The sequence below is a fragment of the Streptomyces sp. Rer75 genome (genome assembly GCF_013414305.1).
Taxonomy (GTDB): Bacteria; Actinomycetota; Actinomycetes; order Streptomycetales; family Streptomycetaceae; genus Streptomyces; species Streptomyces himastatinicus.
Map to the genome: position 1 here is coordinate 3,334,423 of NZ_CP058693.1, position 25,099 is coordinate 3,359,521.

The 25,099-nt window shown below is 73.7% G+C and carries 24 protein-coding genes; 16 read left to right on the top strand and 8 right to left on the bottom strand.

Annotated features, from left to right (window positions below; translation table 11 throughout):
• Positions 1-2 precede the first annotated feature (2 nt).
• Positions 3-2,360, top strand: a complete 2,358-nt coding sequence (locus tag HYQ63_RS14215; protein ID WP_179934160.1) for a beta-glucosidase — start codon at positions 3-5, stop codon at positions 2,358-2,360.
• 55 nt (positions 2,361-2,415) lie between these two features.
• Here HYQ63_RS14215 and HYQ63_RS14220 read toward each other — a convergent pair whose 3' ends face one another.
• Positions 2,416-4,407: a hypothetical protein gene (locus HYQ63_RS14220; RefSeq protein WP_179934161.1), complete on the bottom strand. Its 1,992-nt coding sequence runs from the start codon at positions 4,405-4,407 to the stop codon at positions 2,416-2,418.
• A 94-nt stretch (positions 4,408-4,501) separates the two neighbouring features.
• On the opposite strand from HYQ63_RS14220, the gene HYQ63_RS45610 reads away from it, so the two are divergent.
• Complete coding sequence (locus tag HYQ63_RS45610; RefSeq protein ID WP_179934162.1) at positions 4,502-5,059, top strand: hypothetical protein; 558 nt, start codon at positions 4,502-4,504, stop codon at positions 5,057-5,059.
• Here the strand turns inward: HYQ63_RS45610 and HYQ63_RS14230 are convergent.
• A complete protein-coding gene (locus HYQ63_RS14230; RefSeq protein ID WP_179934163.1) occupies positions 5,056-6,195 on the bottom strand; it encodes a glycosyltransferase family 4 protein in 1,140 nt (379 codons plus the stop codon). The two genes, HYQ63_RS45610 and HYQ63_RS14230, sit on opposite strands and share 4 nt — an antisense overlap.
• Positions 6,192-7,511 (bottom strand): glycosyltransferase 87 family protein, encoded by a 1,320-nt coding sequence (locus HYQ63_RS14235; protein ID WP_179934164.1) that lies wholly within the window; start codon positions 7,509-7,511, stop codon positions 6,192-6,194. Before HYQ63_RS14235 ends, HYQ63_RS14230 begins: the two co-directional genes overlap by 4 nt.
• A 144-nt stretch (positions 7,512-7,655) precedes the next feature.
• Between HYQ63_RS14235 and HYQ63_RS14240 the strand changes: the two genes are divergently transcribed.
• The 3 genes from HYQ63_RS14240 (at position 7,656) to HYQ63_RS14250 (ending at position 10,530) form a co-directional block, all read left to right on the top strand.
• Positions 7,656-8,819, top strand: coding sequence for a sensor histidine kinase (locus tag HYQ63_RS14240; protein WP_179934165.1), 1,164 nt, complete (start codon positions 7,656-7,658; stop codon positions 8,817-8,819).
• A complete protein-coding gene (locus HYQ63_RS14245; protein ID WP_179934166.1) occupies positions 8,813-9,484 on the top strand; it encodes a response regulator transcription factor in 672 nt (223 codons plus the stop codon). Before HYQ63_RS14240 ends, HYQ63_RS14245 begins: the two co-directional genes overlap by 7 nt.
• A gap of 116 nt (positions 9,485-9,600) precedes the next feature.
• Positions 9,601-10,530 (top strand): oxidoreductase, encoded by a 930-nt coding sequence (locus HYQ63_RS14250; RefSeq protein ID WP_179934167.1) that lies wholly within the window; start codon positions 9,601-9,603, stop codon positions 10,528-10,530.
• Here HYQ63_RS14250 and HYQ63_RS44650 read toward each other — a convergent pair.
• Positions 10,499-11,338: a hypothetical protein gene (locus HYQ63_RS44650; RefSeq protein ID WP_257231843.1), complete on the bottom strand. Its 840-nt coding sequence runs from the start codon at positions 11,336-11,338 to the stop codon at positions 10,499-10,501. The two genes, HYQ63_RS14250 and HYQ63_RS44650, sit on opposite strands and share 32 nt — an antisense overlap.
• Before the next feature lie 201 nt (positions 11,339-11,539).
• Between HYQ63_RS44650 and HYQ63_RS14260 the strand changes: the two genes are divergently transcribed.
• From HYQ63_RS14260 to HYQ63_RS14270, 3 genes are all read left to right on the top strand, one after another.
• On the top strand, positions 11,540-11,770 hold the full coding sequence (locus HYQ63_RS14260) for a DUF6879 family protein (RefSeq protein WP_179931898.1): 231 nt from the start codon (positions 11,540-11,542) through the stop codon (positions 11,768-11,770).
• 21 nt (positions 11,771-11,791) lie between these two features.
• Entirely contained in the window at positions 11,792-12,640 is an 849-nt protein-coding gene (locus HYQ63_RS14265; RefSeq protein WP_179934168.1) for a helix-turn-helix transcriptional regulator, read from the top strand.
• A gap of 138 nt (positions 12,641-12,778) precedes the next feature.
• Positions 12,779-13,567, top strand: coding sequence for a putative protein N(5)-glutamine methyltransferase (locus HYQ63_RS14270; protein ID WP_179934169.1), 789 nt, complete (start codon positions 12,779-12,781; stop codon positions 13,565-13,567).
• Positions 13,568-13,572: 5 nt separating this feature from the next.
• Here the strand turns inward: HYQ63_RS14270 and HYQ63_RS14275 are convergent, their stop codons facing one another.
• The 3 genes from HYQ63_RS14275 to HYQ63_RS14285 all read right to left on the bottom strand — a co-directional run bounded on the left by HYQ63_RS14275 (position 13,573) and on the right by HYQ63_RS14285 (position 16,332).
• Positions 13,573-13,887: a hypothetical protein gene (locus HYQ63_RS14275; RefSeq protein WP_179934170.1), complete on the bottom strand. Its 315-nt coding sequence runs from the start codon at positions 13,885-13,887 to the stop codon at positions 13,573-13,575.
• Between the two features lie 65 nt (positions 13,888-13,952).
• Positions 13,953-15,302: an MFS transporter gene (locus tag HYQ63_RS14280; protein WP_179934171.1), complete on the bottom strand. Its 1,350-nt coding sequence runs from the start codon at positions 15,300-15,302 to the stop codon at positions 13,953-13,955.
• Between the two features lie 43 nt (positions 15,303-15,345).
• Positions 15,346-16,332 (bottom strand): zinc-binding dehydrogenase, encoded by a 987-nt coding sequence (locus HYQ63_RS14285; protein ID WP_257231844.1) that lies wholly within the window; start codon positions 16,330-16,332, stop codon positions 15,346-15,348.
• A 252-nt stretch (positions 16,333-16,584) separates the two neighbouring features.
• On the opposite strand from HYQ63_RS14285, the gene HYQ63_RS14290 reads away from it, so the two are divergent.
• Positions 16,585-17,400, top strand: a complete 816-nt coding sequence (locus HYQ63_RS14290; protein ID WP_179934173.1) for an IclR family transcriptional regulator — start codon at positions 16,585-16,587, stop codon at positions 17,398-17,400.
• Between the two features lie 32 nt (positions 17,401-17,432).
• Here HYQ63_RS14290 and HYQ63_RS14295 read toward each other — a convergent pair whose 3' ends face one another.
• Positions 17,433-17,870, bottom strand: coding sequence for a MarR family winged helix-turn-helix transcriptional regulator (locus HYQ63_RS14295; protein WP_179934174.1), 438 nt, complete (start codon positions 17,868-17,870; stop codon positions 17,433-17,435).
• A gap of 198 nt (positions 17,871-18,068) precedes the next feature.
• Here HYQ63_RS14295 and HYQ63_RS14300 point away from each other — a divergent pair, with 198 nt between their 5' ends.
• The 7 genes from HYQ63_RS14300 to pcaC all read left to right on the top strand — a co-directional run bounded on the left by HYQ63_RS14300 (position 18,069) and on the right by pcaC (position 25,033).
• Positions 18,069-18,893 (top strand): CoA transferase subunit A, encoded by an 825-nt coding sequence (locus tag HYQ63_RS14300; RefSeq protein WP_179934175.1) that lies wholly within the window; start codon positions 18,069-18,071, stop codon positions 18,891-18,893.
• On the top strand, positions 18,890-19,663 hold the full coding sequence (locus HYQ63_RS14305) for a CoA-transferase subunit beta (RefSeq protein WP_179934176.1): 774 nt from the start codon (positions 18,890-18,892) through the stop codon (positions 19,661-19,663). The genes HYQ63_RS14300 and HYQ63_RS14305 overlap by 4 nt, the downstream gene beginning before the upstream one ends.
• Complete coding sequence (locus HYQ63_RS14310) at positions 19,660-20,865, top strand: thiolase family protein (protein ID WP_179934177.1); 1,206 nt, start codon at positions 19,660-19,662, stop codon at positions 20,863-20,865. The genes HYQ63_RS14305 and HYQ63_RS14310 overlap by 4 nt, the downstream gene beginning before the upstream one ends.
• A 53-nt stretch (positions 20,866-20,918) precedes the next feature.
• On the top strand, positions 20,919-21,686 hold the full coding sequence (pcaH, locus tag HYQ63_RS14315) for a protocatechuate 3,4-dioxygenase subunit beta (protein WP_179934178.1): 768 nt from the start codon (positions 20,919-20,921) through the stop codon (positions 21,684-21,686).
• Positions 21,686-22,264, top strand: coding sequence for a protocatechuate 3,4-dioxygenase subunit alpha (pcaG, locus tag HYQ63_RS14320; RefSeq protein ID WP_179934179.1), 579 nt, complete (start codon positions 21,686-21,688; stop codon positions 22,262-22,264). The genes pcaH and pcaG overlap by 1 nt, the downstream gene beginning before the upstream one ends.
• Positions 22,251-23,552, top strand: coding sequence for a 3-carboxy-cis,cis-muconate cycloisomerase (pcaB, locus tag HYQ63_RS14325; RefSeq protein ID WP_257231845.1), 1,302 nt, complete (start codon positions 22,251-22,253; stop codon positions 23,550-23,552). Before pcaG ends, pcaB begins: the two co-directional genes overlap by 14 nt.
• A 275-nt stretch (positions 23,553-23,827) precedes the next feature.
• On the top strand, positions 23,828-25,033 hold the full coding sequence (gene pcaC, locus HYQ63_RS14330; RefSeq protein ID WP_179934180.1) for a 4-carboxymuconolactone decarboxylase: 1,206 nt from the start codon (positions 23,828-23,830) through the stop codon (positions 25,031-25,033).
• Positions 25,034-25,099: the final 66 nt, after the last annotated feature.

Below are 25,099 nucleotides of genomic sequence, written 5' to 3' on the forward strand. Positions count from 1 at the left end.
TCATGCCTCACCCCTGGCAGGACACCTCCCTCCCCGCCGAGGACCGCGCGGACGATCTGCTCTCCCTCATGACGCTGGAGGAGAAGCTCGCCCAGCTGTACAGCGTGTGGCCGGGTTCGGAGAGCGAGGAAGGCGAGGACGTCGCCCCGCTCCAGCACGAGGTGGCGGAGGCCCTGGACCTCGACGGCCTCCTCCCACACGGCCTCGGCCAGCTGACCCGCCCCTTCGGCACCGCCCCCGTCGACCCCGCCGAGGGCGCCGCCGCGCTCGCCCGCACCCAGGCCCGTATCACCGCGGCGAACCGCTTCGGGATCCCGGCGCTCGTCCACGAGGAGTGCCTGACCGGGTTCACCGCCTGGCGCGCCACCGTCTTCCCCACCCCGCTCGCCTGGGGCGCGTCCTTCGACCCGGCGCTGGTGGAGCGGGCCGCCGGGCTGATCGGCGGCTCGATGCGGTCGGTCGGCGTCCACCAGGGGCTCTCGCCCGTGCTGGACGTGGTGCGGGACGCGCGCTGGGGGCGTACGGAGGAGTCGATCGGCGAGGACCCGTATCTGGTCGCGACCGTCGGCACCGCGTACGTCCGCGGCCTCGAATCCGCCGGGATCATCGCCACGCTCAAGCACTTCGCGGGCTACTCGGCCTCGCGCGGCGCCCGCAACCACGCACCGGTCTCGATCGGCCCGCGGGAGCTGGCGGAGATGATCCTGCCGCCGTTCGAGATGGCGCTGCGGGACGGCGGGGCGCGCTCGGTGATGCACTCCTACAACGACCTCGACGGCGTCCCCTCCGCCGCCAACCCGTGGCTGCTGACCGAACTGCTGCGGGAGCAGTGGGGCTTCACCGGTACCGTCGTCGCCGACTACTTCGGCGTCTCCTTCCTGGAGCTGGCCCACCGCGTCGCCGACTCCCCGGCGGGCGCCGCCGCGCTCGCCCTCGCGGCGGGCGTGGACGTCGAACTCCCCGCCGTCCGCTGCTACGGCACCCCGCTGCGGGACGCCGTACGGGCCGGGGAGGTGCCGGAGCGGCTGGTCGACCGGGCGCTGCGCCGGGTGCTCACCCAGAAGTGCGAACTGGGGCTGCTGGACCCGGACTGGTCGCCGGAGGCCCCCGAAAGCGTCGACTTCGACCCGCCCGCGATGCGGGCCGTCGCGCGGCAGCTGGCCGAGGAGTCCGTGGTGCTGCTCGCCGACGACGGGGACGTGCTGCCGCTGGCGCCCACCGCCCGCATCGCCGTCGTCGGACCGCTCGCCGACGACCCCGCCGCCATGCTCGGCTGCTACACCTTCCCCCGCCACGTCGGCATCGAACACCCCGACCTGCCCATGGGCGTCGAGGTGCCGACGCTGCTCGCCGCGCTGCGCGCCGAGCTGCCCGACGCCCGGATCAGCCACGCCGAGGGGTGCGCCCCGCCCGGCCCGGCGCCCACCGCCCCGGCCGGGCCCGGCTCGGCGGGGGCGGCGGCGCTCACCGCCGAAAGCCGACTGGCGCAGGCGGCCCGGATGGCGGCGGACGCCGAGGTGTGCGTGGCCGTGCTCGGCGACCGCTCCGGGCTCTTCGGCCGCGGCACCTCGGGCGAGGGGTGCGACGCCGCCGACCTCGAACTCCCCGGCGATCAGGGCGCGTTGCTGGACACCCTGCTGGCCACCGGTACGCCCGTGGTGCTCGTGCTGCTCACCGGCCGCCCGTACGCCCTCGGCCGCTGGTCGGGGCTGCTGGCGGGCGCCGTGCAGGCGTTCTTCCCCGGCGAGGAGGGCGGCCCGGCGGTGGCCGGGGTGCTGAGCGGGCGCGTCGGCCCGTCCGGGCGGCTGCCGGTGAGCGTGCCGTACGCGCCCGGCGGCCAGCCCTGGACGTATCTCCAGCCTCCGCTCGGCCGCCGGGGCGAGGCCAGCACCGTCGACCCGACCCCGCTGTTCCCCTTCGGCCACGGGCTGACGTACACCTCGTTCGCCTGGGAGCGGCCGGAGGCCGATGCCGCCGAGGTGCCGACCGACGGCGAGACGACCGTACGGCTGACCGTGCGCAACACCGGCGACCGGGCCGGGACCGAGGTGGTGCAGCTGTATCTGCACGACCCGGTGGCCCGCACCGCCCGCCCGGTGGCGCGGCTCGTCGGCTACGCCCGGGTGCCGCTCGGCCCGGGCGAGTCGGCCGAGGTGCACTTCACCTTCCACGCCGACCTCGCCGCGTACCCGGTGGACCGGGACGGCACCCGGACCGTGGAACCGGGCGCGCTGGAGCTGCGGTTGGCGTCCTCCAGCGCCGACGCCGACGTACGCCACACCGTCCCGCTGACGCTGACCGGGCCCGAGCGCCGGGTGGACCACCGGCGGCGGCTGGTGTGCGAGGCGCGCGTGAAGTAGCGGGCGGGCGGGTGCGGTGGCCGGTGTGCGGGGGCCCGTGGGCGGAGCGTAAGGGTCAGCTCGGCCCCTCCCCCGCCTCCACCCGTGCCCAGCCTTCCGCGAACAGCTCGGGCAGCGTGCGGGTGGGCAGCGGAAGCGTGTCCTCCACGCGTCCGAGATAGCCCAGCCGCAGCCCGTGGAGGTCCGCCTTCCACACCTCGATCGGCTGGTAGAACTTCTTGGGCGCGGGCGCCCAGCCGCCGGGCAGGAAGACCTGGCGCCCGGCCCGGGCCCGCTTGTCCGCGACCGCCAGCCCGCGGGCGACGAGCGCGGCGGCGGCCTCCTGGTGACGGGCGGCCGTCCAGCCGTTCCAGGCGCGGACGCCGCGGTCGGTCGGCCGGGGCAGGACCAGCAGCTGGAGATAGAGGACGGCCGGGTCCTGGTCGAGGCCCAACTTCCCCGCCACCGACGCCACCACGCCGGGGGCCGAGACCACCGGATCCGCCTCGTACCGCCCCGCGGGCAGGGCCCCGGAGGCGATCCGGTCGACCATGCGGGCGCAGACCGGGCCGCGCAGCCACTCCACGGCCTCCAGCTCACTGCGGCCGACCCCGGGCGCGGACGCCGCCGCCAGCCGCTTGGAGCGCTCGTCGTCCCCGTAGAGCGCCGGGCGGAAGTACAGACGGGTGTTGTCCCGGTACCCCCAGCGGTTGATCAGGCCCTCGGCGCCCACGGTGAGCCCGTCGTCCACCGTGGCCACGTCCAGCCGCTCCGGACCTGCGTACGGGCGCCCGCCGAACACCTCGCGCAGCTCCGTGATCGGTTCGTCCCCCTCGTGGCGGAAGTAGCCCGCGTCCAGCAGCAGCCCCGGGTGGTTCAGGCGCTCCTTCAGCAACGCGACGAAGCCGGGCACCCCGTCCCGGACCGGGTCACCGGCGGGCAGTTCGGCGTAGGCCCAGGGGAGGTTGGGGACGGCGCCGCTCAGCAGCTCCCCGAACCGCACGATCTGCCACCGCTCGTCGGCCGCGGTGCATCCGTAGTCGGTCCTGCGGAGCCAGGTGTCGAGGTCGGTGCGGAGCGTGGGCTCCCCGGCGGGGTCGGTGAGCGCTGCGCAGAAGCGGCCCGCGGACAGCGGGGAGGACCCCCTCTCGACGACCGCGCTCAGCGTGGGCTCCGGCACCACGGTCCGCCGCCCGTACCGCGCCCGCCACGCCTCGGCGATCCGCTCGGCCACCGGCCGCATCCCGCCCGGCTCCCACAGGTCGGCGGGGTCCTCCGGCAGGACGTCCGCCAGCAGTTCCAGCCGCTCCGCCGCGCCGATCCTCGCCAACTCGCGGTTCGCGGCCTCCGCTTCGGCCGTCTTCAGCCGCAGCGTCGCCCGCTCGTCGGCGTCGAGGGTCGGGCGGTAGCTCAAGCTGACCATCCCGGACAGCGCGAGCGACGCCGCCGCCCGGCCCAGCCCCGTACCGTCCCCGAGCAGGTCCACCGCCTGCCGGTCCCACGGCACGGGCCCCCGCTCCCGCACCAGCGCCACCAGCCGCCGCACCTGCTCCGCGCTGCCCCAGCCGCGCGGCACCTCGGCGACCTCCTCGATCTCCCCGAGGCTCGGCGGCTCCGCGTCCCCGGTGCGCAGATCGATGAACTTGCACCGCCGGTCCCTGCCCCACCCGACCCTGACGGCCGCCCCGCGCCCGTCACGCACCGCCGCCCGCTCGGTGTCCACGATTCCGGTACGCAGCCGGGCCGCCGGATCGGCGAACGGGGTCTCCGCCCACATCTCCAGCAGCGCCAGCTGCCGCTGCCGCCGCTCGTCCCGCGTGGGCGCGACGGCGGCCCGCAGCGCGACGGCCCCGATCCGCCCGATGAACCGTGTCCAGGACCCCTCACCGGCCTTCCCGGGCCCCTCCCCCGGCTCCGCCGGATCCCACGCGCCGCGCAGATAGGCCCCGGTCCGCTCGATGCCGCCGAGCGCCCCGGCGTCCCAGTGGCCCGTGCCGTCGATGAGCCCCGCCAGCGCGTGCACCAGCCACCGGTCGTCCAGAGCGGCCCACGCGCGCGCGTCCGTCATCGATCCTCCCCCGTTCGATCGCGTCATGGGGAGATCCTCCCCCATGGGTCCGACAATGGGTTCTGGCGCGCGGAGACCGGGAAGGCGGGCGGGCATGGGCAAGGGAATCTTCCGGTACGTGTCCTCGTACGAGCCCCTGGGCGAGCCGGAGTCCGCTCCCGGCAATCAGGGGCAGCCGGACGAGGCGGTGTCCGACCTCTTCCAGCAGGTCTCGGACATGGTGCTCACGGGAGGCCCGCTGGGGAGGGAGCTGACCCACCTGGACGCCGTCGGCCGGTCGTTCACCTTCCGCCAGGCACCCGAGCCGGATGCGCGGGCCGTCGTCGACACGGCCGGTGGGGTGCCCGCGGCATCCTCCCCGGCGTGGGCGCATCTGGCGTGGCTCCTGCGGGAGCTTCCCTTCGTCCACGCGTTCAGGGAGTACGGGCAGGAGGGCGGCCCGACGCTGCGCGGGGTGGAGGCGCCGTCGCGTCGGTGGGCGGATGTGCTGACGGAGCATCACGGGGAGCGGTGGCGGGTGCGGGTGGCACTGGAGGGCCGCACGGAGCCGATCGAGTTCCCGGGAATGGCGATCGGCGAACTGTTCGGCGAGGGGCGGCACCGCACGCTGGCGGTGGAGGGGGAGCCGCATCTGGTGTATCCGGGGATCTAGGGGGTGTCGTGCCCGAGCAGGTGGGCCAGGCGGTCGTACGAGCGGTCCCAGTCCCACGTGTCGCGCACCCATGACCGGCCCTTCTCCCCCATGGCGCGGGCGGTCGCCCGGTCCCGGAGCAGGCGGATGAGCCGGTCGGCGACGGCGCGTGGGGCGCGGCCGTTCACGACGTACCCGGTCTCGCCGTCGCGCACGGCGTCCGGCGCGCCACCCGAGTCACCGGCGACGACGGGCAGTCCGGCCGCGGCCGCCTCCAGGAAGACGATGCCGAGGCCCTCCACCTCCAAGCCGCCCTTGCGGGTGCGGCAGGGCATCGCGAAGACATCGGCGGCGGCGTAGCAGGACGGCATCTCGGTGTGCGGCCTGCCTCCCGCGAAGACCACGGCACCGGCCACCTGTTCCGCCGCCGCGAGACGGCGCAGCGCACGTTCGTGCCCGCCGTCGCCGACGAGGAGCAGCGTGGCGTCGGGGACGGCGCGGCGCACCAGTGGCAGGGCCCGTATCAGCGTGTCCTGGCCCTTCCGCGGCACGAGCCGTGCGGCGCACAGGACCACCGGACGGTCCGCCAGGCCGTAGCGCTCGCGCACGGGGCGCGGGTCGAGGCCGGGGCGGAACACGGAGGCGTCGACCCCGGGGGCGAGCCGGGTCATCCGGGCGGCGGCGAGGGGCCCGAGCGCGGCGGCGACGGGTGCGCGCGTGCTCTCGCCGAGGTGCGTGACCGTGTCCGCGTGCGCGCCGACGCGGCGCAGCAAACCGCGGGCTCCGGGCGTACGGGCCCACCACACCTCGTGCCCGTGGGTGGTGGCGACGATCCGCCGCACCCCTGCCTCGCGCCGCAGCCTTCCCGCCAGCAGCCCCAGGGGGGCCGCGGCCCCGAACCACACGCTGTCGCAATGGAAGCGGCGTGCGAGGTCCACCGCATGGGCGCCGACGCGGCTGGTGGGCAGCAGCATGCGGACCGGGTCGCGTACGACGGGGTACGGCAGCATGGCGTCGTACGCGGCCGCCCCGGCCTCGGACGAGGTGTGGACGACGACGGCGCCGGGCGGGAAGCGGCTGGTCATCGCGTGGACGAAGGTTTCGATGCCGCCCTGACGCGGCGGGAAGTCATTGGTGATCACGAGCGTGCGGGTCATCGGGCGGCCCTTCGGGAGGCGAGCGCGGCGAGGAGCACCAGCGGGTGGACGAGGTAGCCGAAGCGGGTGGCGGGCATGAGCGCGATGGCGAGGCCGAGTCCGAGGGCGAGGCGCCGCGCGGCGGAGGCGAGGGTCGGGGGCGGCCGCATCCACAGCGACGCCGCCAGCGAGGCGGCGGCGACGGCCAGGAGCGCCGCCGCGACGAGCGTCCCGCCCGGGACGTACGCGGCCAGCAGGTGGCCGGGGAAGGGGCTGGCGGCGGGTGAGGGTGCGTCGGCGAGGCCGAGGGGGAAGACGACGGTGTCGCGGACGAAGGCCCGGGGGCCGGCGAGGAGTACGGGCACGACGGTGATCAGCAGGGTGGCGAGGGCCGCGACACCGCAGCGCCGCACGGGCGACGCGGGCCACCGTACGGGTCCAGCAGACCACCGCACGGGCGACGCGGGCCTCGCGGCACCTGACGCGGGCTGTTCCGTACCCGGCCGGGCCCACGATGGCGGACTCGGGCGTGGCTGGATGCGGTCGCCGCGGCGGGCCTGTCCGGCCAGCAGCGCGAGAGCTACGGGGAGCGCGGGCCACGCCGTCCACTTCAGCGCCGCGGCTGCGCCGAGGGCCAGGCCCGCGCGGCCCGCGCGCCCCCGGTCGGCCAGCACCAGGCCCAGGCACATCAGCCCGGCGACCGGCAGGTCGACACCGCCGACAGCGAGCGGCAGCGCCACGAGGGGACAGGCGACGAGCCACGGCAGCACACGGCGCCGCGGTACTCCGAGCCGCCCGGCGGCCACGACGGAGACGGCGAACGCGGCCGCCAGCCACCAGCGTGGGTCGGTCAGCGGACCGTCGCCGAAGAGGGCGTGCGGCAGGCCGAACACCGCCATCCCGGGCAGGTACGGGTTGTGGTCGGCGACCGCCGAGGACTGCGGCAGATAGGGGCTGCCGGTGGAGAGCAGCAACGCGCCCGAGCGCTCCACGACGGCGGTCTCCGGCTGGGCCGCGTCGGCCACCACAAGGACCGCGAGCGGCAGCACCGCTGCGCCCAGGGCGGCCGTTGTCGCGGCCGCACGGTGGCGGCCCGCCAGGCACCGAACCGCCGGGCGCCGACCCGCCACCAGGGCCGCCACCGCGTACCCGAAGGCCGCCGTGACCCCCCACACCCGGTGCGGAGCGAGGTCCGACACCGCCGCGAGGGCGAGGGCGACGAGCGCGCAGGCGGCCCAGCCGAGCGCTCCGGTACGGGTGCCTGCCCCGGGCCGCCCGGTACCGACGCCGGATGGCATCTCCAAGTGCGGTGCGCGCGGCACCCGTTGGTCCGTCATGGCGCCCGAGGCTAGGGACGAGCGCCACGGCGCCGCGTCACACCGGGCTCCGGACCTCCGCGTCACACCGTGGCATGACATCGGCCCGGTAGATCAACCTGTACGGCGAGGCGCACGGGCCCCCGCGCCCGGAAGAATGGCGCCATGCCCCTGTCCCCGAGGCCATGGCCACCCGCCTGGTTCACGGCCCCCGCCTATTCCTGGGCCAGCGGCGCCGCGCTGGCCATCGTCGCCGCCGCCGAACTCGCCCTTGTCCCACCGCACTCATGGGTGATCGCCATCGGCGTGATGACGGCCGCCGCGTCGCTGATGTGGCGCGCGTCGCGGCCCGCGGTCGGGCTGCTCACGGCCGTCGCCGTGCTGGTGAGTTTCGCCGCGGGGAGCGACCTGTACGTGGTCGCGGCCATCAGCGGCCTCGTCGCCTGCCACACCCTCGGTCGGCATCGCGTCCTGCCTCCCGTCGTCCTCGTGGCCGCCGGCGCCGCCTTGTCCCTCCTGGCCAACCTGTGGCACATCGCCACCTGGGGGCGGCGTTCCCTCTCGCTCGGCCTCTTCGCGGAGGCCTTCGTCCTCACCGTGGCGATCCTGGCCGCCGTCAGCACCGGTGACGCGGTGCGCGCCCGGGAGGAGACGCGGCGCGAACGGGCCGCGGCCCAGGCACGGGTCATCGCCATGGAGCGGCGGCATGCCGCCGAGGCGGAGCGGGCGGCCATCGCCCGCGAGCTGCACGACGTCGTGTCCCACTCCGTGTCGATGATCGCGGTGCAGGCCGAGAGCGCGACGTACACCATCCCGGACCTGACGCCGCGCGCCCGCGAGGGCTTCCAGGCCATCGCCTCCTCGGCGCGCGCCTCGATGGGGGAGCTGCGGCACCTGCTCGGCGTGCTGCGCACCCGCCCGGAGGATGAACGGGCGCCCACCAGCCCGCAGCCCACCCTCGACGGCCTGGACGAGCTGCTGGAGCAGCACCGCGCGGTGGGCGGGGCCGCGGAGCTGCGGGTCACCGGGGAACGGGTGCCACAGCCCGCGTCGTGGGAACTCTCGGCGTACCGCATCGTCCAGGAGGCGCTGACCAACGCGCGGCGGCACGCGCCCGGGGCCCGTACGGTGGTGCACCTCGCGTACCGGGGCGGCGGCATGACCCTGCGCGTCGCCGACGACGGCCCGGGCCCCGGGCCGGACCGCGGGGCGCACACCGGCCACGGCCTCGAAGGCATGCGCGAGCGGGCCGCGCTGCTCGGCGGCACGCTCGTCGCGGGCGCGGGTCCGGACGGCGGCTTTCTCGTGGAGGCGGAACTGCCATGGTGATCAAAGCGCTGGTGGCGGACGACCAGGCCGTGGTCCGGACCGGCTTCGTGGGGCTGCTCGCCACCCAGGACGACATCGAGGTGGTGGCGGAGGCCGAGGACGGCGTGCAGGCGGTGCGCGCGGCCGCCGAGCACCGCCCCGACGTGGCCCTCCTCGACATCCGCATGCCCCGCATGAACGGCATCGAGGCCGCCCGCGAGATCCTCGCCGCCTCCGGCGGGGCCACCAAGGCGCTGATGCTGACCACGTTCGGCCTGGACGAATACGTTTACGATGCGCTGACCGCGGGCGCGAGCGGTTTCCTCCTCAAGGACGCCACGTTCCCGGAACTGCTCCACGCCGTGCGGACGGTGGCCGAGGGCAGCGCCCTGCTCTCACCCGAGGTGACGAAGCGCCTGATCGCCGAGTTCGTCCGGCAGCGCGGGGCCACGACGCCCCTGCCCGTCCGCGACGTCGACGGGCTCACCGCGCGGGAGACGGAAGTGCTCATGCTGATCGCGCGGGGCCTGTCCAACGACGAGATCGCCGCCCACCTGACCATCACCGATCACACGGTCAAGACGCACATCAACCGGCTCTTCGGCAAACTCGAGCTGCGCGACCGGGCCCAGGCGGTGATCCTCGCCTACGAGCTCGGCCTCGTCGTACCGGGTGCCACCGCCTAGCGCCGGCCTTCTGCGCGTGCCGATTCGCGCACCTCGCACGTTCGCGGCCGCGCGCTTACGCTGTCGCCAGAGGCGCCGGCTACCGGCGCGTAGCCCGGACCGCGAAGGAGTGCGTGATGAAGGGCTGGACCGCGAGCGACATCCCCGACCAGACCGGCCGCACCGCCGTGGTGACCGGGGCCAACAGCGGCCTCGGCTTCGTCACCGCCCGCGAACTGGCCCGGCGCGGCGCCCGGGTGGTGCTGGCGTGCCGGGACGCGGGGCGCGGCAAGGACGCCGAGGAGCGCATCCGGGCCGAGGCGCCGGGCGCGGTGGTGCGGTTCGCGCCGCTGGACCTGGCCGATCTCGCGTCCGTACGGGCCTTCGCGGCCGACCTCCCGGACGAGCGGCTCGATCTGCTGATCAACAACGCGGGCGTGATGGCCCTCCCCTACCGCAGGACCGCCGACGGCTTCGAGATGCAGTTCGGCGTCAACCACCTCGGCCACTTCGCGCTCACGGGACTGCTGCTGCCGAAGCTGCTGGAGGCCGGGCAGGGCGCCCGGGTGGTCACCGTGTCCAGTTTCATGCACCTGCTGGGCACGGTCGATCCGGCCGACCTCTCCATGCAGCGCAGATACCGGCGTTGGGCCGCCTACGCCCGCTCCAAGAGCGCCAATCTCCTCTTCACCCACGAACTGGCCCACCGCCTGCGCACCGCGGGCGCCCCCCTGGTGGCAGCCGCCGCCCACCCGGGCTACGCCTCCACCAACCTCCAGACGGCGGCGGCGAAGATGGAGGGCCGCCGGGGCACCGAGCGGTTCATGGAGATCGGCAACCGCTTCTTCGCCCAGCCCCCGGAGCGCGGCGCGCTCCCCACCCTCTACGCGGCCACCGCCCCCGACGTCCAGCAGGACGACTACGTCGGCCCGCCCCTCCAGGGCCTCCGCCCCGGCTCCCCCACCCGTTCGGCCCGCGCCAAGTGGACGCTCAGCGACAAGGCGGCCCGCCAGCTGTGGGCGGCCTCGGAACACCTCACGGGCGTGCGGTACGCGGCCCTGGCGTGAGCCGTCGCGGGCAGGGGATCTCGGGCCGCATACGGTGCGGACCGCACGCGACCAGGCAGACGGAGAGAAACCGCTGCCCCGTGAGGTACCAGCCCCCGACGACATCCTCCCCGGCCTTCATCGCGCCGACCGCGCGGGCCGCCGTGTCCTTGAGCCGCGTTTCATGACGGTCGTCCTCCGGGACGAAGCCCGCCATGTGCGCGTGCGCGTGCTTCTCGAACCAGTCGGCCGCGTCTGTGGGGTCCGTCCAGGTGCCCTGGATGAACGACGGCGGCTTCAGCAGCCAGTGGGCCACTTCCAGCGGGACGACCTTGCTGGACGTGAACTCGGGGTGGATGGGCCGCCTGGGCCCGTCCTTCAGCAGCTCGTACCCGGAGCCGAGCCTCGAGCCCAGCCGGAACGGGTGCACGTGCACGACGGCGTGAGGAGAGTCCCCGCGCCGACAGCACAGGAGGGAATCATCCCGATGCGGCTGGCAGGTCGGTACGGGGGGTCTGCGCCGCCTATGCCGAGGCGGCCTTCTTCGTCTGCTCCTCCAGCGCGGCCGCATCAGGACATCCGCGAGCCGGTTCGCGCTGTCCAGGGGGATGCGGCCGAGGGCCACCAACGGATAGCCGGACACCGTGAGTTCGCCTCGCACGGTCGGCCAGTACAACTCGCCGCCCTTGACGCCGTGCGGCACGTCAGGGGTGAAGCCGAGGCGCGCCAATGCCTGACGCAGCAATTCGGCCACGGCCTGGGCCTCGGCCCTGGGCGCGGCGTGGCCCTCGGCGCCCACCGCTTCGATGTCCTGCTCGCGGATTCTCATCGGTCACCTCTCCCGCCGTTTCTGCGTGAACGGGACATTAGGGAGAGGGGGCCGGGGAGCGCGATGCGATGTTCTCGAATGTTCTCGCATCTGAGGGGGATGTTCTTGATTGATCTCACGCAGGGTCAGCGAAGGCATACCGAGCGCACCCATGGGTGCGACATGCTCTGGGTGTCCAGATCAACGAGGAAGGACGTAATCATGGCGCGACGACTGCGCTTCAACGGCACGGGTTCTGACGTTGTGGGCTGCCCCGCCGTACACGAGGACTTGGACAGCGGAGAGATCGTCATCCACGGAAACGACGACAACCTGTTCAACGTGGAGCTGATCACGGAGCCGGTGGCGGTCAACCGGTATCTCCAAGTCCGTGACGCGGCATGGCACTACGCCGTGCGGTACGACACGTTCGCAGCGGGACTGACTACGTAGGTTGCAAGTACCGTGTGACCGGTGAGCACTGACTTTCAACAGGCACGGGCGGCCCTAGGAGCGCGACTTCGGGAGCTGCGTGCGTCATGCCCTGGAGGTCGGCTCACCGGCACGCAACTCGCCCAGCGACTGGGGTGGCCGCACTCCAAGATCTACAAGCTGGAGAACGGCCGCCAGACAGCGACAGCCGAGGACCTGCGTGCCTGGGCCATGGCAACCGACCAGCCGGAAGCCGCCGAGGAACTGCTCTCCCGGTTCAACGGACTGGAATCCCACATCCGGTCATGGCGCCGCCAACTGGCCGCCGGGCACAAGCCCATTCAGGACACGATCAATGCCGAGCACCAGCGCTCGACCACACTGCGTACCTGGCAGAACTGCGTCGTTACGGGCATCCTTCAGACGGCTGACTACGCACGAGCCGTCTTCACCCAGAACGCAGACCTGCACAAGTCCCCACGAGACACCGAGGCTGCGGTACGCGGTCGGCTCCGGCGCCAGGAAGGGCTGTACGACTCGCGCAAGCGGTACCACATCATCATGTGGGAGGGGGCGCTCCGCGCTCGCGTCTGCCCGCCGTCGGTGCTCGCAGCCCAGCTCGACCGACTGATGAGCGTCATCGGCCTGGACACGGTAGAGCTGGGTATCGTCCCGTTCGCCGCCCCCTTGAAGATCCAACCATCGAACGGCTTCTGGATCCACGACGAGCGGCTGGTGCTCGTCGAGGACTGGCACGCCGAACTCTGGATCAACGACGCCGACAGCATCGCCCTCTACCTGCGCGCCTGGAACGCCCTCCGCGAATCCGCCGTCTTCGGGACAGACGCCCAGCGGCTGATCCACGAGGCCCGGCGGACGCTGATCGGGTAATGTGGCCGTCACCCGTACGCACCGAGGAGGTGAGACCCATCAACGCCAGTTCAGGCTGGGTGCTCTCGCCTCAGGGATACACGGGATAGCTGACCGCCGGGAGCGCCCTCAGGGATTCCGAAAGGCTTCCAGGCTTCCATGTCGGCTTCATCTTCACTTATCACCTTCTCCACCGTCGCCACCAGACTCCGCGCCGCCGGGTGCGTGTTCGCCGAGGACGAGGCGCGGTTGATCCTCTCCGCGGCCCGCACCGCCGCCGAAACAGACGCCATGGTGGACCGGCGGGCCGCCGGGCTTCCGCTGGAACACGTGCTGGGCTGGGCGGAGTTCCGGGGGCTGCGGATATCCGTGGATGCCGGGGTGTTCGTGCCGCGTCGGCGTACGGAGTTTCTGGTGGAGCAAGCGGCCGGGCTGGCGCGGCCGGGCGCGGTGGTGGTCGATCTGTGCTGCGGTTCGGGCGCGTTGGGGGCCGCGCTGGTGGCGGCGTTGGGGGGCCGGGCCGAGTGGTACGCGGCCGACATCGACCCGGCCGCGGTGCGCTGCGCCCGCCGTAACGTCGAGCGCGCGGGCGGCACGGTGTACGAGGGCGATCTGTACGAGCCGCTGCCCGCCGCGCTGCGCGGCCGGGTCGATGTGCTGCTGGCCAATGTGCCGTACGTCCCCACCGAGGAGGTCGGGCTGCTGCCGCCGGAGGCGCGGGTCCATGAGGCGCGGGTGGCGCTGGACGGGGGCGCGGACGGGCTCGACGTGCTGCGCCGGGTGACCGCCGGGGCGCCGGGGTGGCTGGCGCCGGGCGGCAGCCTGCTGTTCGAGACGAGTGAACGGCAGGCGTCGCGGGCGCTCGACATCGTCGCCGCCGATGGGCTGGTCCCGCGGGTGGCGGTGTGCGGGGAGCGGGAGGCGACGGTCGTGATCGGGACCCGCTGAGCCCGTCAGCCCAGGCGCTGGGTCAGCGCCTGGCGGGCGCCGTCGAGGGCGGAGGCGGTGGCCCGCCGGGCGGACGCGGCATCCGGGTGGCCGAGCGCGTCCGCGATCTCGTCCCACGTACGGCCCGAGGCGAGCAGCGCGTGGACGGCGGCACCGAGCGCGTGGTCGGTGGCTCGGCGGGCCTCGCCGATCCGGCTCAGGGTGGCGAGCAGATCGGGCGCGGTGTGGGCGGCGTCGGTGTGGTGGCCGACGAGGGTGAGCGACTGGTCCGCGGTCACCCACCAGTCGCCGGGGGTGGGGTGTTCTGGGGTCACGGTCACCCGGCCATCGTAACGCCGGTGGACCGATGAGTGGGCCATGTGGTCCGTGTAATGGACCAGCGAGGTCAGGCCTCGATGCGCTCCACCCGGTCGATGAGCAGCGCGTACGCCAGCAGCCCCACGGCGACGACGATGCCGATGTAGCCGAGCGCCCAGGCGAACGAGCCGGTCGCGTCGACGATGAAGCCGATGACGAGCGGGGTGAGCACACCGCCCGCGTTGGCCATGAAGTTGAAGACGCCGCCGCCGGTGCCGGTGAGGCGCCGCGGGACGGAGTCCGCGAACAGCGCCCAGCTGTTCTGCATCAGCCCCTGGGCGAAGAACGCGATCGACATGAAGGTGATGACGAGCGGGGCGGAGTCGGTGAAGTTCGCGCACACGATGATCGAGGCGAGTACGAAGCCGATCATCACCGGAAGCTTGCGGGCGACCGTGCGGGATCGGCCGTTGTTCAGCATCCGGTCCGACCAGGCGCCGCCCGCCAGCGTGCCGACCAGCGCGGCGAGGTAGGGCGCTGAGGCCCAGAACCCGGCCTTGATGACGCCCATCCCCTTCTCCTCCACCAGATAGCTGGGGAACCAGGTGAGGAAGAAGAAGAGGACGGAGGCGCTGGCGAACTGGCCGATGTACATGCCCCACAGCCGCTTGTTGGTGAACAGCACCCGCAGATCGGCGCCCATGGTGGAGAGTTCCGCCTCGGATGCCTTCTCCGCCGCGTCCGCCGACTCCTGCTCGTCGGGCTGCTGGATGTGGGCCAGTTCCTCGACGCTGACCTTCGGGCTCTGCTCGGGACGGTCGTACACCCGGCGGAACCAGACGACGGAGAAGAGCAGCCCGACCGCCCCGGTGACCAGGAACACCGAGTGCCAGCCGAAGTGCACGGTGAGCAGGGACAGGACGGGCGCGGCGACCGCGAGCCCGATGTACTCGCCGGCGGTGTACGTGGCGGTGGCCCGGCCGCGCTCGCTGCCCGGGAACCAGTTGACCACCAGGCGGTTGTTGGACGGGAACGCCGGTGCCTCGAAGGCGCCGAGCGCGACCCGGATCCCGACGAGCGAGCCGAAGCCGCGCGAGAGGACCACGGCGGCGGTCGCGAGCGACCAGCCGACCAGGGCGTACCCGAAGGCCAGCTTGGCGCCGACCTTGTCGATGAGCCGGCCGGTGGGGATCTGGAGCAGCAGATAGGCCCAGCCGAAGGAGGAGAGCAGGATGCCCTGCTGGGTGGCGGTGAGGTGGAGGTCGTCCTTGATGTGCGGGAGGGCGACCGAAAGGTTCGTCCGGTCCAGGTAGTTGATCGCGGTGATGATGAAGAGGGAGGTGAGCAGCCCGTAGCGGGCCCGGCTGACGGCCGGGCGTGCGGAGTCGGGGACGAGGGGCGGGGGTGCGGCGGGGGCGGGCGTGCCGGTGGTGCTCATGGCGAGACTCCTTCGTCTCAGGGAGAGGCGTGGGGAGGGGAGTTCAGTCGGCAGCAGTGAGCGAGATCCAGGTCTTGCCCGCGCGTTCACGGGCCCCGGCGAACGCCTCCTGCGCACGCTCCAGCGGGAAGCACCCGTCGATCGAGGCGCCGGGCCGCACCGCGCCCGAGGCGATGTCGGCCAGGGCGGCGGTGAAGTCGCCGGGGTGGTCGTAGATGAGCGAGCCGCGGAGGGTGAGCTGCGCGCGGACGAGCTGGTTCAGGGTGAGCGGCAGCGGGTCCGCGCCCAGCCCGACCAGGACGAACGTGGCGCCCGGCACCGTACGCTCCAGCGCGGCGCGCAGGGCGGCCTCGACGCCGGACGACTCGAAGACGTACCCGAACCCGCCCTCGCCGTCGGCCGCGGCGCGGGCGCCCAGCTCCACGGCGCGCGCCAGGCGCAGCGGATGGGGTTCGACGACGGCCGGACGGACGCCGATGGCCAGCAGCGCCTGGCAGAGCAGCAGCCCCTGGGCGCCCGCGCCGACGACGAGGGTCTTGTCGTCGGCGGTGACGCCCCCGCGGCGCACGGCGGTACGGGCCACCGTGTACGGCTCGGCGCAGGCCAGGTCGACGGCGCGGGCGGATTCGGGGACCGGGTGGGCGAAGGGGGCGGGGACGGCGACGCGCTCGGCGAGGAGACCGGGGGCGTTCATGCCGACGATGGTGCGCTTGGCGCAGGCGGAGGTGAGACCGCGGGCGCAGTCGGGGCACTGGAGGCAGGCGTAGTTGGGCTCGATGACGACGCGGGTCCCGGGGGCGGGCGCCGCGGTGGCCTGGGCGCCGACGGCGACGATCCGGCCGAAGCCTTCGTGGCCGACCACCCAGGGGAGGGCGGGGGCCTGTCGCGCGCCGTCGAAGACGGCCAGGTCGGAACCGCAGATCCCCATGCCGTCGAGCTGGACGAGGACATCGTGGGGGCCGCATACGGGCTCCGGCCAGTCATCGGCGATCTGAACGCGGCGGGGTGCGGTGAGAACGGCTGCTTTCACCGTGACTCCTGACATTGGTCCGCTGAATGGACCCTGAGGTCCGAGTGACGGTGACGATAGGACGTATGCTGAGCATCGACAAGAGGTTGCGGACGAGTATCCGCGGCGTAACGCGGGCCGCTACCCCCGGTACCGCCCTGACGTGCCCGAACACCGGTGCCGCAGCCGAAGCCACTGGTCCGCGCAGCGGACCTGGGCCCATACTGGGGCCGCCGGTGGACCAGCCGGCGGACCGGTGCGAGGAGTGGCGGCATGGGCAAGGGCGCGGAGCCGGAGGAAGCGGGGTCCGGCGGCAGCGGCGGGGGCGACGGAGGCGGCGCCAACGGCGGCATGAGGACGGTCCAGCGGGCCATCGACATCCTCGGCCTCTTCAGCGACCACCGCCCCGCCCTGTCCATCCGCGAGATCGTCGAGGCCAGCGGGCTGCCGAAGACGACCGTCCTGCGCATCCTCCAGACCCTGCGCCTCAACGGACTGCTCTGGCTCGACGAACACGGCCGCTACACCGCCGGGCCCACCTTCCTGCGCTGGGTCCGCATGGCGGACCAGGGCTGGCGCCTGCCCGCCCCCGCCCGGCGGGCGCTGCGCGACCTGGCCGCCGAGCACCGGGAGACGGTGCATCTGTACGTCCGGCGCGATGTGCACCGCGTCTGCGTAGCCCAGGAGGAGGGGCCGCAGGCGCTGCGCCACATCGTGCAGGTCGGGGACGAGCTGCCGCTGTGGGCGGGCGGGCCCTCCAAGGTCCTGCTCCTCGGCGCCGACGACTCCCTCCTGGACCGGATCGCCCGCCGCTCCCCCCACGGCCCGGCGCACGCCGCGACGCTGCGCCGCTGGGCGGCGGAGACGGCCCGTCAGGGGTACGCGGTGAGCCACGGCGAACACGAGGAGGGCCTGTCCTCGGTGGCCGTCCCCGTCCGCGGCCGGGGCGGCGACGTGGTCGCGGCCCTCTCCTTCGGCGGCCCGTCGGTCCGCTTCACGCCGGAGCGGCTGCCGAGGTTCGTGGCCTCGCTCGCGGGCGCGGCCCGTACGGTGGCGGGCGGTCTGGGCGCGCTCCCGACGGAGGGCTGACCCGGGGTTTCACCCCTGCACACGCGTCGGCGCTACGACCGCAGCTCCTCCGCCGCGTCCGCCACCCGCCCGATCAGCCGCAGCAGCAGCTCCCGCTCGTCCTCGTCCAGCGGCGCCAGGAACACGCGGTTCATCCGCGCCGTCCGCGTCACCAGCTTCCGGTGCAGTCGCTCGCCCTCGTCCGTCAGCTTGAGGACGTTGCGGCGCCCGTCGCGCGGATCGCGGACCCGCTCCAGGAGCCCGCGGCGGCCGAGCCGGGCGACCACGTCGGCGATGGTGGAGCGGTCCAGGTGGACGTGTTCGCTCAGGGTGCGCTGGTCGATGTCCGGCTTCTCGATCAGCGCGTTGAGCACCGCGAACTGCGGCGAGGTCGTCTCCTCGGAGACCATCGCGCCCCACAGGAGCGAGTGCGCCTGCTGGAGGCGGCGGGCCAGATGCCCGGGGTGAGTGTTGAGATCGACCGCACCCATGCCCTGATCTCCCCTGTCGGAGCGTTTGATTCGTGTACTGAATGATTCTGCCCTGTGGAAGCACCCGTGTCGAGCAGGGGACATTCGCCTTAGACTCCCTTGACGAGCGCACCGAGCGATGGGAGCGTTCGGAAACGGCAAGAAAATAGTCAGCACACTGAGCATTCCGAAACCGTGTGCGATCACCGCGGAGTGACGATGGCCGAGATTCGAAGCCTGCACGACGCCGTGGCGGACCTCGTCCACGACGGGGACACCGTCGCGATGGAGGGTTTCACCCACCTGATCCCGTACGCCGCCGCGCACGAGGTCATCCGCCAGGGCATCACCGACCTCACGCTCGTCCGCATGACTCCCGACGTCGTCTACGACCAGCTCATCGGCGCCGGACTGGTCCGCAAGCTGGTCTTCTCCTGGGGCGGAAACCCCGGCGTCGGCTCGCTGCACCGCTTCCGCGACGCCGTCGAGAACGGCTGGCCCCGGCCGCTGGAGCTGGACGAGCACAGCCACGCGGGCATGGCCAACCGCTATGTGGCGGGGGCGTCCAAGCTGCCGTTCGCCGTGCTGCGCGGCTACCGCGGCAGCGACATCCCGACGCGTACGGACACCATCTCCACCGTCACCTGCCCCTTCACCGGCGAGGAGCTGGCCGCCGTCGCCGCACTCAACCCGGACGTCACCGTGATCCACGCCCAGCAGGCCGACCGCGCGGGCAACGTGCAGTTGTGGGGCCTGACCGGGGTGCAGAAGGAGGCCGCGCTCGCCGCCGAGCGGGTGCTGGTGACGGTCGAGGAGATCGTCGAGGAGCTGGAGCCACGGCCGGGCGGGATCGTCCTGCCCACCTGGGTGATCGACGCGGTGTCGGTCGTCCCCGACGGGGCGCACCCCTCGTACGCCACCGGGTACTCGGTGCGCGACAACGCCTTCTACCAGGCATGGGACCCGATCGCCCGGGACCGCGAGGCGTTCACCCAGTGGATCGAGGAGAACGTGCGTACCAGCGAAGGGGCGCTCACCCGATGACCGAGACCCCCGGCTTCACCCGCGACGAGCTGATGGAGGTCAACGCCGCCCGCGCGCTCGCCGGGGCGAAGACCTGCTTCGTCGGCATCGGTCTCCCCAGCACCGCCGCCAACCTCGCCCGCGCCACCGTCAACCCCGGCCTGGTCCTCATCTACGAGTCCGGCACCATCGGCTCCAAGCCGACCCGCCTCCCGCTGTCCATCGGCGACGGCGAACTCGCGGAGACCGCCGACTCCGTGGTCCCGGTGCCCGAGATGTTCAACTACTGGCTCCAGGGCGGCCGGATCGACGTCGGCTTCCTCGGCGCCGCCCAGGTCGACGCTTACGCCAACATCAACACCACCATCGTGGACCGCGGCCCGGACAAGCCCGAGGGCCGCCTCCCCGGCGCGGGCGGCGCCCCCGAGATCGCCTCCAACTGCGGCCAGGTGCTGATGGTGCTGCGCCACTCCACCCGCAGCTTCGTCCGGAAGCTCGACTTCGTGACCACCATGGGCCACGGCAGCGGACCCGGCGACCGTACGAAGCTCGGCATGCCCGGCGCGGGCCCCGTCGCCGTCATCACCGATCTCGGCATCCTGCGCCCCGACCCGGCCACCGCCGAACTGGTGCTGACCGAGCTGCACCCGGGCGTCACCGTCGAGCAGGTCCGGGCCGCCACCGGCTGGGAGCTGACCGTCGCCGACACCGTGGGCACGACCGAGCCGCCGACCCCCGACGAACTGGCGGCGCTGCGCGCGCTCAAGGCCGCCGGGAAGGAGCCCCGATGAACGCCCTGCGCGACGTCTACATCGTCGACGCCGTCCGCACCCCCATCGGCCGTTACGGCGGCGCGCTCGCGGGCGTGCGCCCCGACGACCTCGCCGCCCATGTCGTCCGCGGCCTCCTCGCCCGTACGCCCGGCCTCGACCCGGCCCGTATCGACGACGTCTACCTCGGCAACGCCAACGGCGCGGGCGAGGACAACCGCAACGTCGCCCGCATGGCCGCCCTGCTCGCCGGGCTCCCCGTCACCGTGCCCGGCGCGACCGTCAACCGGCTGTGCGCCTCCGGCCTGGAGGCCGTGCTCCAGGCGGCCCGCGCCATCGCCGTCGGCGACGCGCATATCGCGCTCGCGGGCGGCGTGGAATCCATGTCGCGCGCCCCCTGGGTGCTACAGAAGCCCGAACGCGCCTTCCCCGCCGGGCACCAGCAGATGTACTCCACCACCCTCGGCTGGCGCATGACCAACCCCGACATGCCGCCCGAGTGGACCGTCGCCCTCGGCGAGGGCGCCGAACTGATCGCCGACAAGCACGGCATCACCCGCGAAGCACAGGACGCCTTCGCGCTCGCCAGCCACGAGAAGGCGGCGCGGGCGTGGAAGGACGGCGCGTACGACGCCGAAGTCCTGCCCTACCCCGACACCGATCTCCTCCGCGACGAAACCATCCGCGACACCACCTCGATGGAGTCGCTGGCCAAGCTGAAGCCCGCCTTCCGGCCCCAGGACACCGGCACGGTCACCGCGGGCAACTCCTCCCCGCTCAACGACGGCGCCGCCGCCCTCCTCCTCGTCGACGACGAGGGCCTCGAGGCCACCGGGCGCGAGCCCCTAGCCCGCATCGGCGCCTCCGCCGTCACCGGCATCGAACCGCAGTACTTCGGCCTCGGCCCCGTCGAGGCCGTACGCCGCGCCCTCACCAAGGCGGGCCGCGGATTCGCCGACCTGACCACCCTGGAGCTGAACGAGGCGTTCGCCGCCCAGTCGCTCGGCTGCCTCGCCGAATGGTCCGCCCAGGACGACGGCCTCGACCCCGCCCTGGTCAACCCGCGCGGCGGCGCCATCGCCATCGGCCACCCGCTCGGCGCCTCCGGCGCCCGCCTCGCCGGAGCCGTCGCCCACCAGCTCGCCGCGGCGGGCTCGGGCACCGGCGTGGCATCCCTGTGCATCGGCGTCGGACAGGGCATCGCCCTCGTACTCGAGCGGTAAGCCCTTCGTACTCGAGCGGTAACGCGAACTCGAAAGGTAAGGCGCACCCACCCATGGCACTCACGCAAGCCGACATCGACCGCGAACTCGCCGACAGCCGCGCCGCGTACGACAAGGCGCGCGCCGACGGCGCCCCCGCCGCCGACCACCCGGCGCGCGACTTCGCCCCGTACCGCAGCAGCCTGCTGCGCCACCCCAAGCAGCCGCTGGTCGCGGTGCAGGGCGACCCCGAGACCGTCGAACTGCACACGCCCGTCTTCGGCCACACCGACATCACCGACGTCGACAACGACCTCACCATCCAGCACCAGGGCGAACCGCTCGGCGAGCGGATCACCGTCTCCGGACGGCTGCTGGACAGCGGCGGACGGCCGGTGCGCGGCCAGCTCATCGAGCTGTGGCAGGCCAACGCGGCCGGGCGCTACGCCCATCTGCGCGACCAGCACCCGGCGCCCCTCGACCCCAACTTCACCGGCGTCGGACGGACCCTGACCGGCGACGACGGCTCGTACAGCTTCACCACCATCAAGCCCGGCGCCTATCCCTGGCGCAACCACGAGAACGCGTGGCGCCCCGCGCACCTCCACTTCTCCCTCTTCGGTACGGCGTTCACCCAGCGCCTCATCACCCAGATGTACTTCCCCGGCGACCCCCTCTTCGTCTACGACCCGATCCTCCAGTCCGTGACGGACGAATCGGCGCGGCAGCGGCTCGTGGCCACCTACGACCACGCGCTGTCCCAGCCGGAATGGTCGCTGGGCTACCGCTGGGACATCGTGCTGGACGGGCCGTCGGCCACCTGGATCGAGGAAGGCCGCTGATGACCCAGCTCTCCCCCACCCCCTCGCACACCGTCGGCCCCTTCTACGGGTACGCGCTCCCCTTCCCCGGCGGCGGCGACCTCGCCCCCGCGGGCCACCCCGACGCCATCACCGTGCACGGCCGGGTCCTCGACGGCGCGGGCGCGCCCGTCCCGGACGCCCTGGTCGAGCTGTGGCAGGCGGGCCCGGACGGCTCGCTGTCCGGCGCGCCAGGATCGATGCGCCGCGACCCGGTGACCGGCGGCTTCGCCGGGCGCAACGGCGTCGACTTCACCGGCTTCGGCCGCATCGCCACCGACGCCGACGGCCACTGGACGGCCCGTACGCTCCGGCCCGGCGCCCCCGCCACCCCGTACATCAGCGTGTGCGTCCACGCCCGCGGGCTGCTGCACCACCTCTACACGCGCCTGTACTTCCCCGAGGACGTCCAGCGGGGCGCCGCCGACCCGCTCCTCGCCGCGCTGGATCCGGCGCGCCGGGAGACCCTGGTGGCGACGGCGGAGCCCCAGCCGGGGACGTACCGCTTCGACATCCGCCTCCAGGGAGAGGGAGAGACGGTTTTCCTTGAATTCAGCTAGCCCCCTCGGCCGGGACGACATCGGACTGCTGACCCCCGTACGAACCGGGTCGGCGGTCGAGGACGCCACCGGCGATACGGCGTTCCTCCAGGCCATGCTCGACGCCGAGGCCGCGCTCGCCCGGGCGCTGGCCCCGGCCGACGCGGCGGCCGTGGTGACGGACGCGGCCCGCGCCGGGCTGTACGACGTGCGCGACCTCGCCCGGCGGGCCCGCTCCGGCGGCAACCCCGTCATCCCGCTGGTCGCCGACCTCACCGCGGCGGTGGCCCGTACGGACGGCGACGCCGCGGCGTACGTCCACCGGGGCGCGACCAGCCAGGACATCCTGGACACCGCCACCATGCTGGTCGCGGCCCGCGCCCTGCCGCTGATCGTCGCCGACCTCGACCGTACGGCGGCGGAGCTGGCGCGGCTCGCCGCCGCCCACCGCGCCACCCCCATGCCGGGCCGCACCCTCACCCAGCACGCCGTCCCCACCACCTTCGGCCTCAAGGCGGCGGGCTGGCGTTCGCTGGTGCTGGACGCCCGGGCCCGGCTCGCCGCCGTACGCCCGGTGGCCCAACTGGGCGGTGCCGCGGGCACGCTGGCCGCCTTCGACGACGGAATCCCGCTGCTGGCCCGCTTCGCCGCGGAAACCGGGCTCACCGAACCCGACCTCCCGTGGCACACCCTGCGCACCCCCATCGCCGACCTCGGCTCCGCGCTCGCCTTCGCCGTCGGCGCGCTCGGCAAGACGGCGGCCGATGTGCTGGTCCTCTCCCGTACGGAGATCGGCGAAGTGGCGGAGGGCGCGGGCGGCGGCTCCTCCGCGATGCCGCACAAGTCCAACCCCGTGCGCGCCACCCTCATCGCCTCCGCCGCCCGCCAGGCCCCCGGCCTCGCCGCCACCCTGCTCGGCTCCCTCGCCGCCGAGGACGAACGCCCCGGCGGGGCGTGGCACGCGGAGTGGCAGCCGCTGCGGGACCTGCTGCGGCTCGCGGGCGGCGCCGCCCGGGACGCCGCGGAACTCGCCTCCGGCCTGCGGGTCTTCCCCGACCGCATGGCCGCGAACCTGGAGCTGACGGACGGCCTGATCGTCAGCGAGCGCCTCATCGCCGCGCTCGCCCCGGTGGTCGGCCGCGCCCGCGCGAAGGAACTGCTGGCGGAGGCGGCGCGGGCGGGCAAGCCGCTGGTGGACGCGCTGGCGGATGTCCTCCCCGCCGACCACCTACGCGAACTGATGGACCCCACCACCTACGTGGGCGCGGCCCCGACCCTGACGGACCGCGCCCTGACCCGCCATGCGTAGCCCCCACCCCGCCCCTCCCCAAAACCGGGGGCAAGCCCCCGGCCCCCCGGGATGGGGCCTCCGCCCCCAAACCCCCGCCGGGGCTCCGCCCCTGGACCCCGCTCCTCAAACGCCGGAGGGGCTGGGGGTTACGCCCGGAGGGACTGGAACCCAGGTTGTGGGCAATCGTTCCGCAGGGCGGAACGGGTGGGCACAACCCACCCACCGGCCCGCACCCGGCGACGAAACCCCACGCACCCGCACCTAAGCCGCCCCCATCCCCGGAGAGCAACCCCGTGCGCCACACCCAGGAACTCAACGCCACTCTGGACGGCCCAGCCACCGCACCGCCCCTCATCCTCGGCCCCTCCATCGGCACGTCCCTCGCCGTCTGGGAGCCGCAACTCCCCGCCCTCGCCCGCGCCCACCGCACCCTCCGCTGGGACCTGCCGGGCCACGGCGGCTCACCGGCGACGCTGCTCCCCAACGACGGCAGCGCCACCATCGCCGACCTCGCCGCCCTCGTCCTGCGCCTCGCGGACACCCATGGCTGGGACCGCTTCGCCTACGCGGGCATCTCGATCGGCGGGGCCGTCGGGCTGTATCTCGCCGCGCACCACCCCGACCGCGTCTCATCCCTCGCCGTCGTGTGCTCCTCGGCGCACTTCGCCGAGCCCTCCGTCTGGCGGGAGCGGGCGAAGCTCGTACGCGAACAAGGCACAGAAGCGATGGTGGCGAGCCGCCCGGGCCTCTGGTTCTCGCACGAGTTCGCCGACACCCCCCGCGGCCGCGCACTGCTCCAGGATCTCCGCGACACCGACCGCGCGGGGTACGCGGCCTGCTGCGACGTCCTCGCCGACTACGACGTACGCGACGTGCTGCCGTCCATCACGTCCCCCACCCTGGTCGTGGCGGGCCGCGACGACCCGGCCACCCCTCCCCCGCACGCCCGCGAGATCGCGGACGCGATCCCGGGCGCGAGCCTGGTGGAGGTCGCCCACGCGGCACACCTCGCAGGGGCGGAGCGCCCAGACGCAGTCACCTCGGCCCTCATCACCCACCTCGCGAACACCATCACGAACACGGCCACAGAAGCGGCACCGCACGACGGCACCACCCGGCACGCCGCCGGAATGGCCGTCCGCCGCGCCGTACTCGGCGACGCACACGTGGACCGCGCGGTGGCCCGTACGACCCCGTTCACCGCCCGCTTCCAGGACTTCATCACCCGCTACGCGTGGGGCGAGATCTGGACCGGGGACGGCCTGGACCGCCGGATGCGCAGCGCCATCACCCTCACCGCGCTCATCGCACACGGCCACGACGCCGAGCTGGCGATGCACATCCGCTCCGCGCTCACCAACGGCCTGACGCGCGACGAGATCGGCGAGGTGCTGTTGCAGAGCGCGATCTACTGCGGCGTCCCGGCGGCCAACTCCGCGTTCGCCACCGCCCAGCGCGTCTTCGACGAGATCGACGGCGAGAGCAGCACCGGCAGTTGACATACGGCCGCAACCCATCTGTCGCAAACCAGCCCCATCGTTGATCGTTGTTCATACGGCGACGCA

Coding starts and splice junctions, on each gene's coding strand:
- HYQ63_RS14215 (WP_179934160.1), top strand. CDS start 3: ATGCCTCACCCCTGGCAGGACACCTCCCTCCCCGCCGAGGACCGCGCG.
- HYQ63_RS14220 (WP_179934161.1), bottom strand. CDS start 4,407: ATGACGGACGCGCGCGCGTGGGCCGCTCTGGACGACCGGTGGCTGGTG.
- HYQ63_RS45610 (WP_179934162.1), top strand. CDS start 4,502: ATGGGCAAGGGAATCTTCCGGTACGTGTCCTCGTACGAGCCCCTGGGC.
- HYQ63_RS14230 (WP_179934163.1), bottom strand. CDS start 6,195: ATGACCCGCACGCTCGTGATCACCAATGACTTCCCGCCGCGTCAGGGC.
- HYQ63_RS14235 (WP_179934164.1), bottom strand. CDS start 7,511: ATGACGGACCAACGGGTGCCGCGCGCACCGCACTTGGAGATGCCATCC.
- HYQ63_RS14240 (WP_179934165.1), top strand. CDS start 7,656: ATGCCCCTGTCCCCGAGGCCATGGCCACCCGCCTGGTTCACGGCCCCC.
- HYQ63_RS14245 (WP_179934166.1), top strand. CDS start 8,813: ATGGTGATCAAAGCGCTGGTGGCGGACGACCAGGCCGTGGTCCGGACC.
- HYQ63_RS14250 (WP_179934167.1), top strand. CDS start 9,601: ATGAAGGGCTGGACCGCGAGCGACATCCCCGACCAGACCGGCCGCACC.
- HYQ63_RS44650 (WP_257231843.1), bottom strand. CDS start 11,338: ATGAGAATCCGCGAGCAGGACATCGAAGCGGTGGGCGCCGAGGGCCAC.
- HYQ63_RS14260 (WP_179931898.1), top strand. CDS start 11,540: ATGGCGCGACGACTGCGCTTCAACGGCACGGGTTCTGACGTTGTGGGC.
- HYQ63_RS14270 (WP_179934169.1), top strand. CDS start 12,779: ATGTCGGCTTCATCTTCACTTATCACCTTCTCCACCGTCGCCACCAGA.
- HYQ63_RS14280 (WP_179934171.1), bottom strand. CDS start 15,302: ATGAGCACCACCGGCACGCCCGCCCCCGCCGCACCCCCGCCCCTCGTC.
- HYQ63_RS14290 (WP_179934173.1), top strand. CDS start 16,585: ATGGGCAAGGGCGCGGAGCCGGAGGAAGCGGGGTCCGGCGGCAGCGGC.
- HYQ63_RS14295 (WP_179934174.1), bottom strand. CDS start 17,870: ATGGGTGCGGTCGATCTCAACACTCACCCCGGGCATCTGGCCCGCCGC.
- HYQ63_RS14300 (WP_179934175.1), top strand. CDS start 18,069: ATGGCCGAGATTCGAAGCCTGCACGACGCCGTGGCGGACCTCGTCCAC.
- HYQ63_RS14305 (WP_179934176.1), top strand. CDS start 18,890: ATGACCGAGACCCCCGGCTTCACCCGCGACGAGCTGATGGAGGTCAAC.
- HYQ63_RS14310 (WP_179934177.1), top strand. CDS start 19,660: ATGAACGCCCTGCGCGACGTCTACATCGTCGACGCCGTCCGCACCCCC.
- pcaH (WP_179934178.1), top strand. CDS start 20,919: ATGGCACTCACGCAAGCCGACATCGACCGCGAACTCGCCGACAGCCGC.
- pcaG (WP_179934179.1), top strand. CDS start 21,686: ATGACCCAGCTCTCCCCCACCCCCTCGCACACCGTCGGCCCCTTCTAC.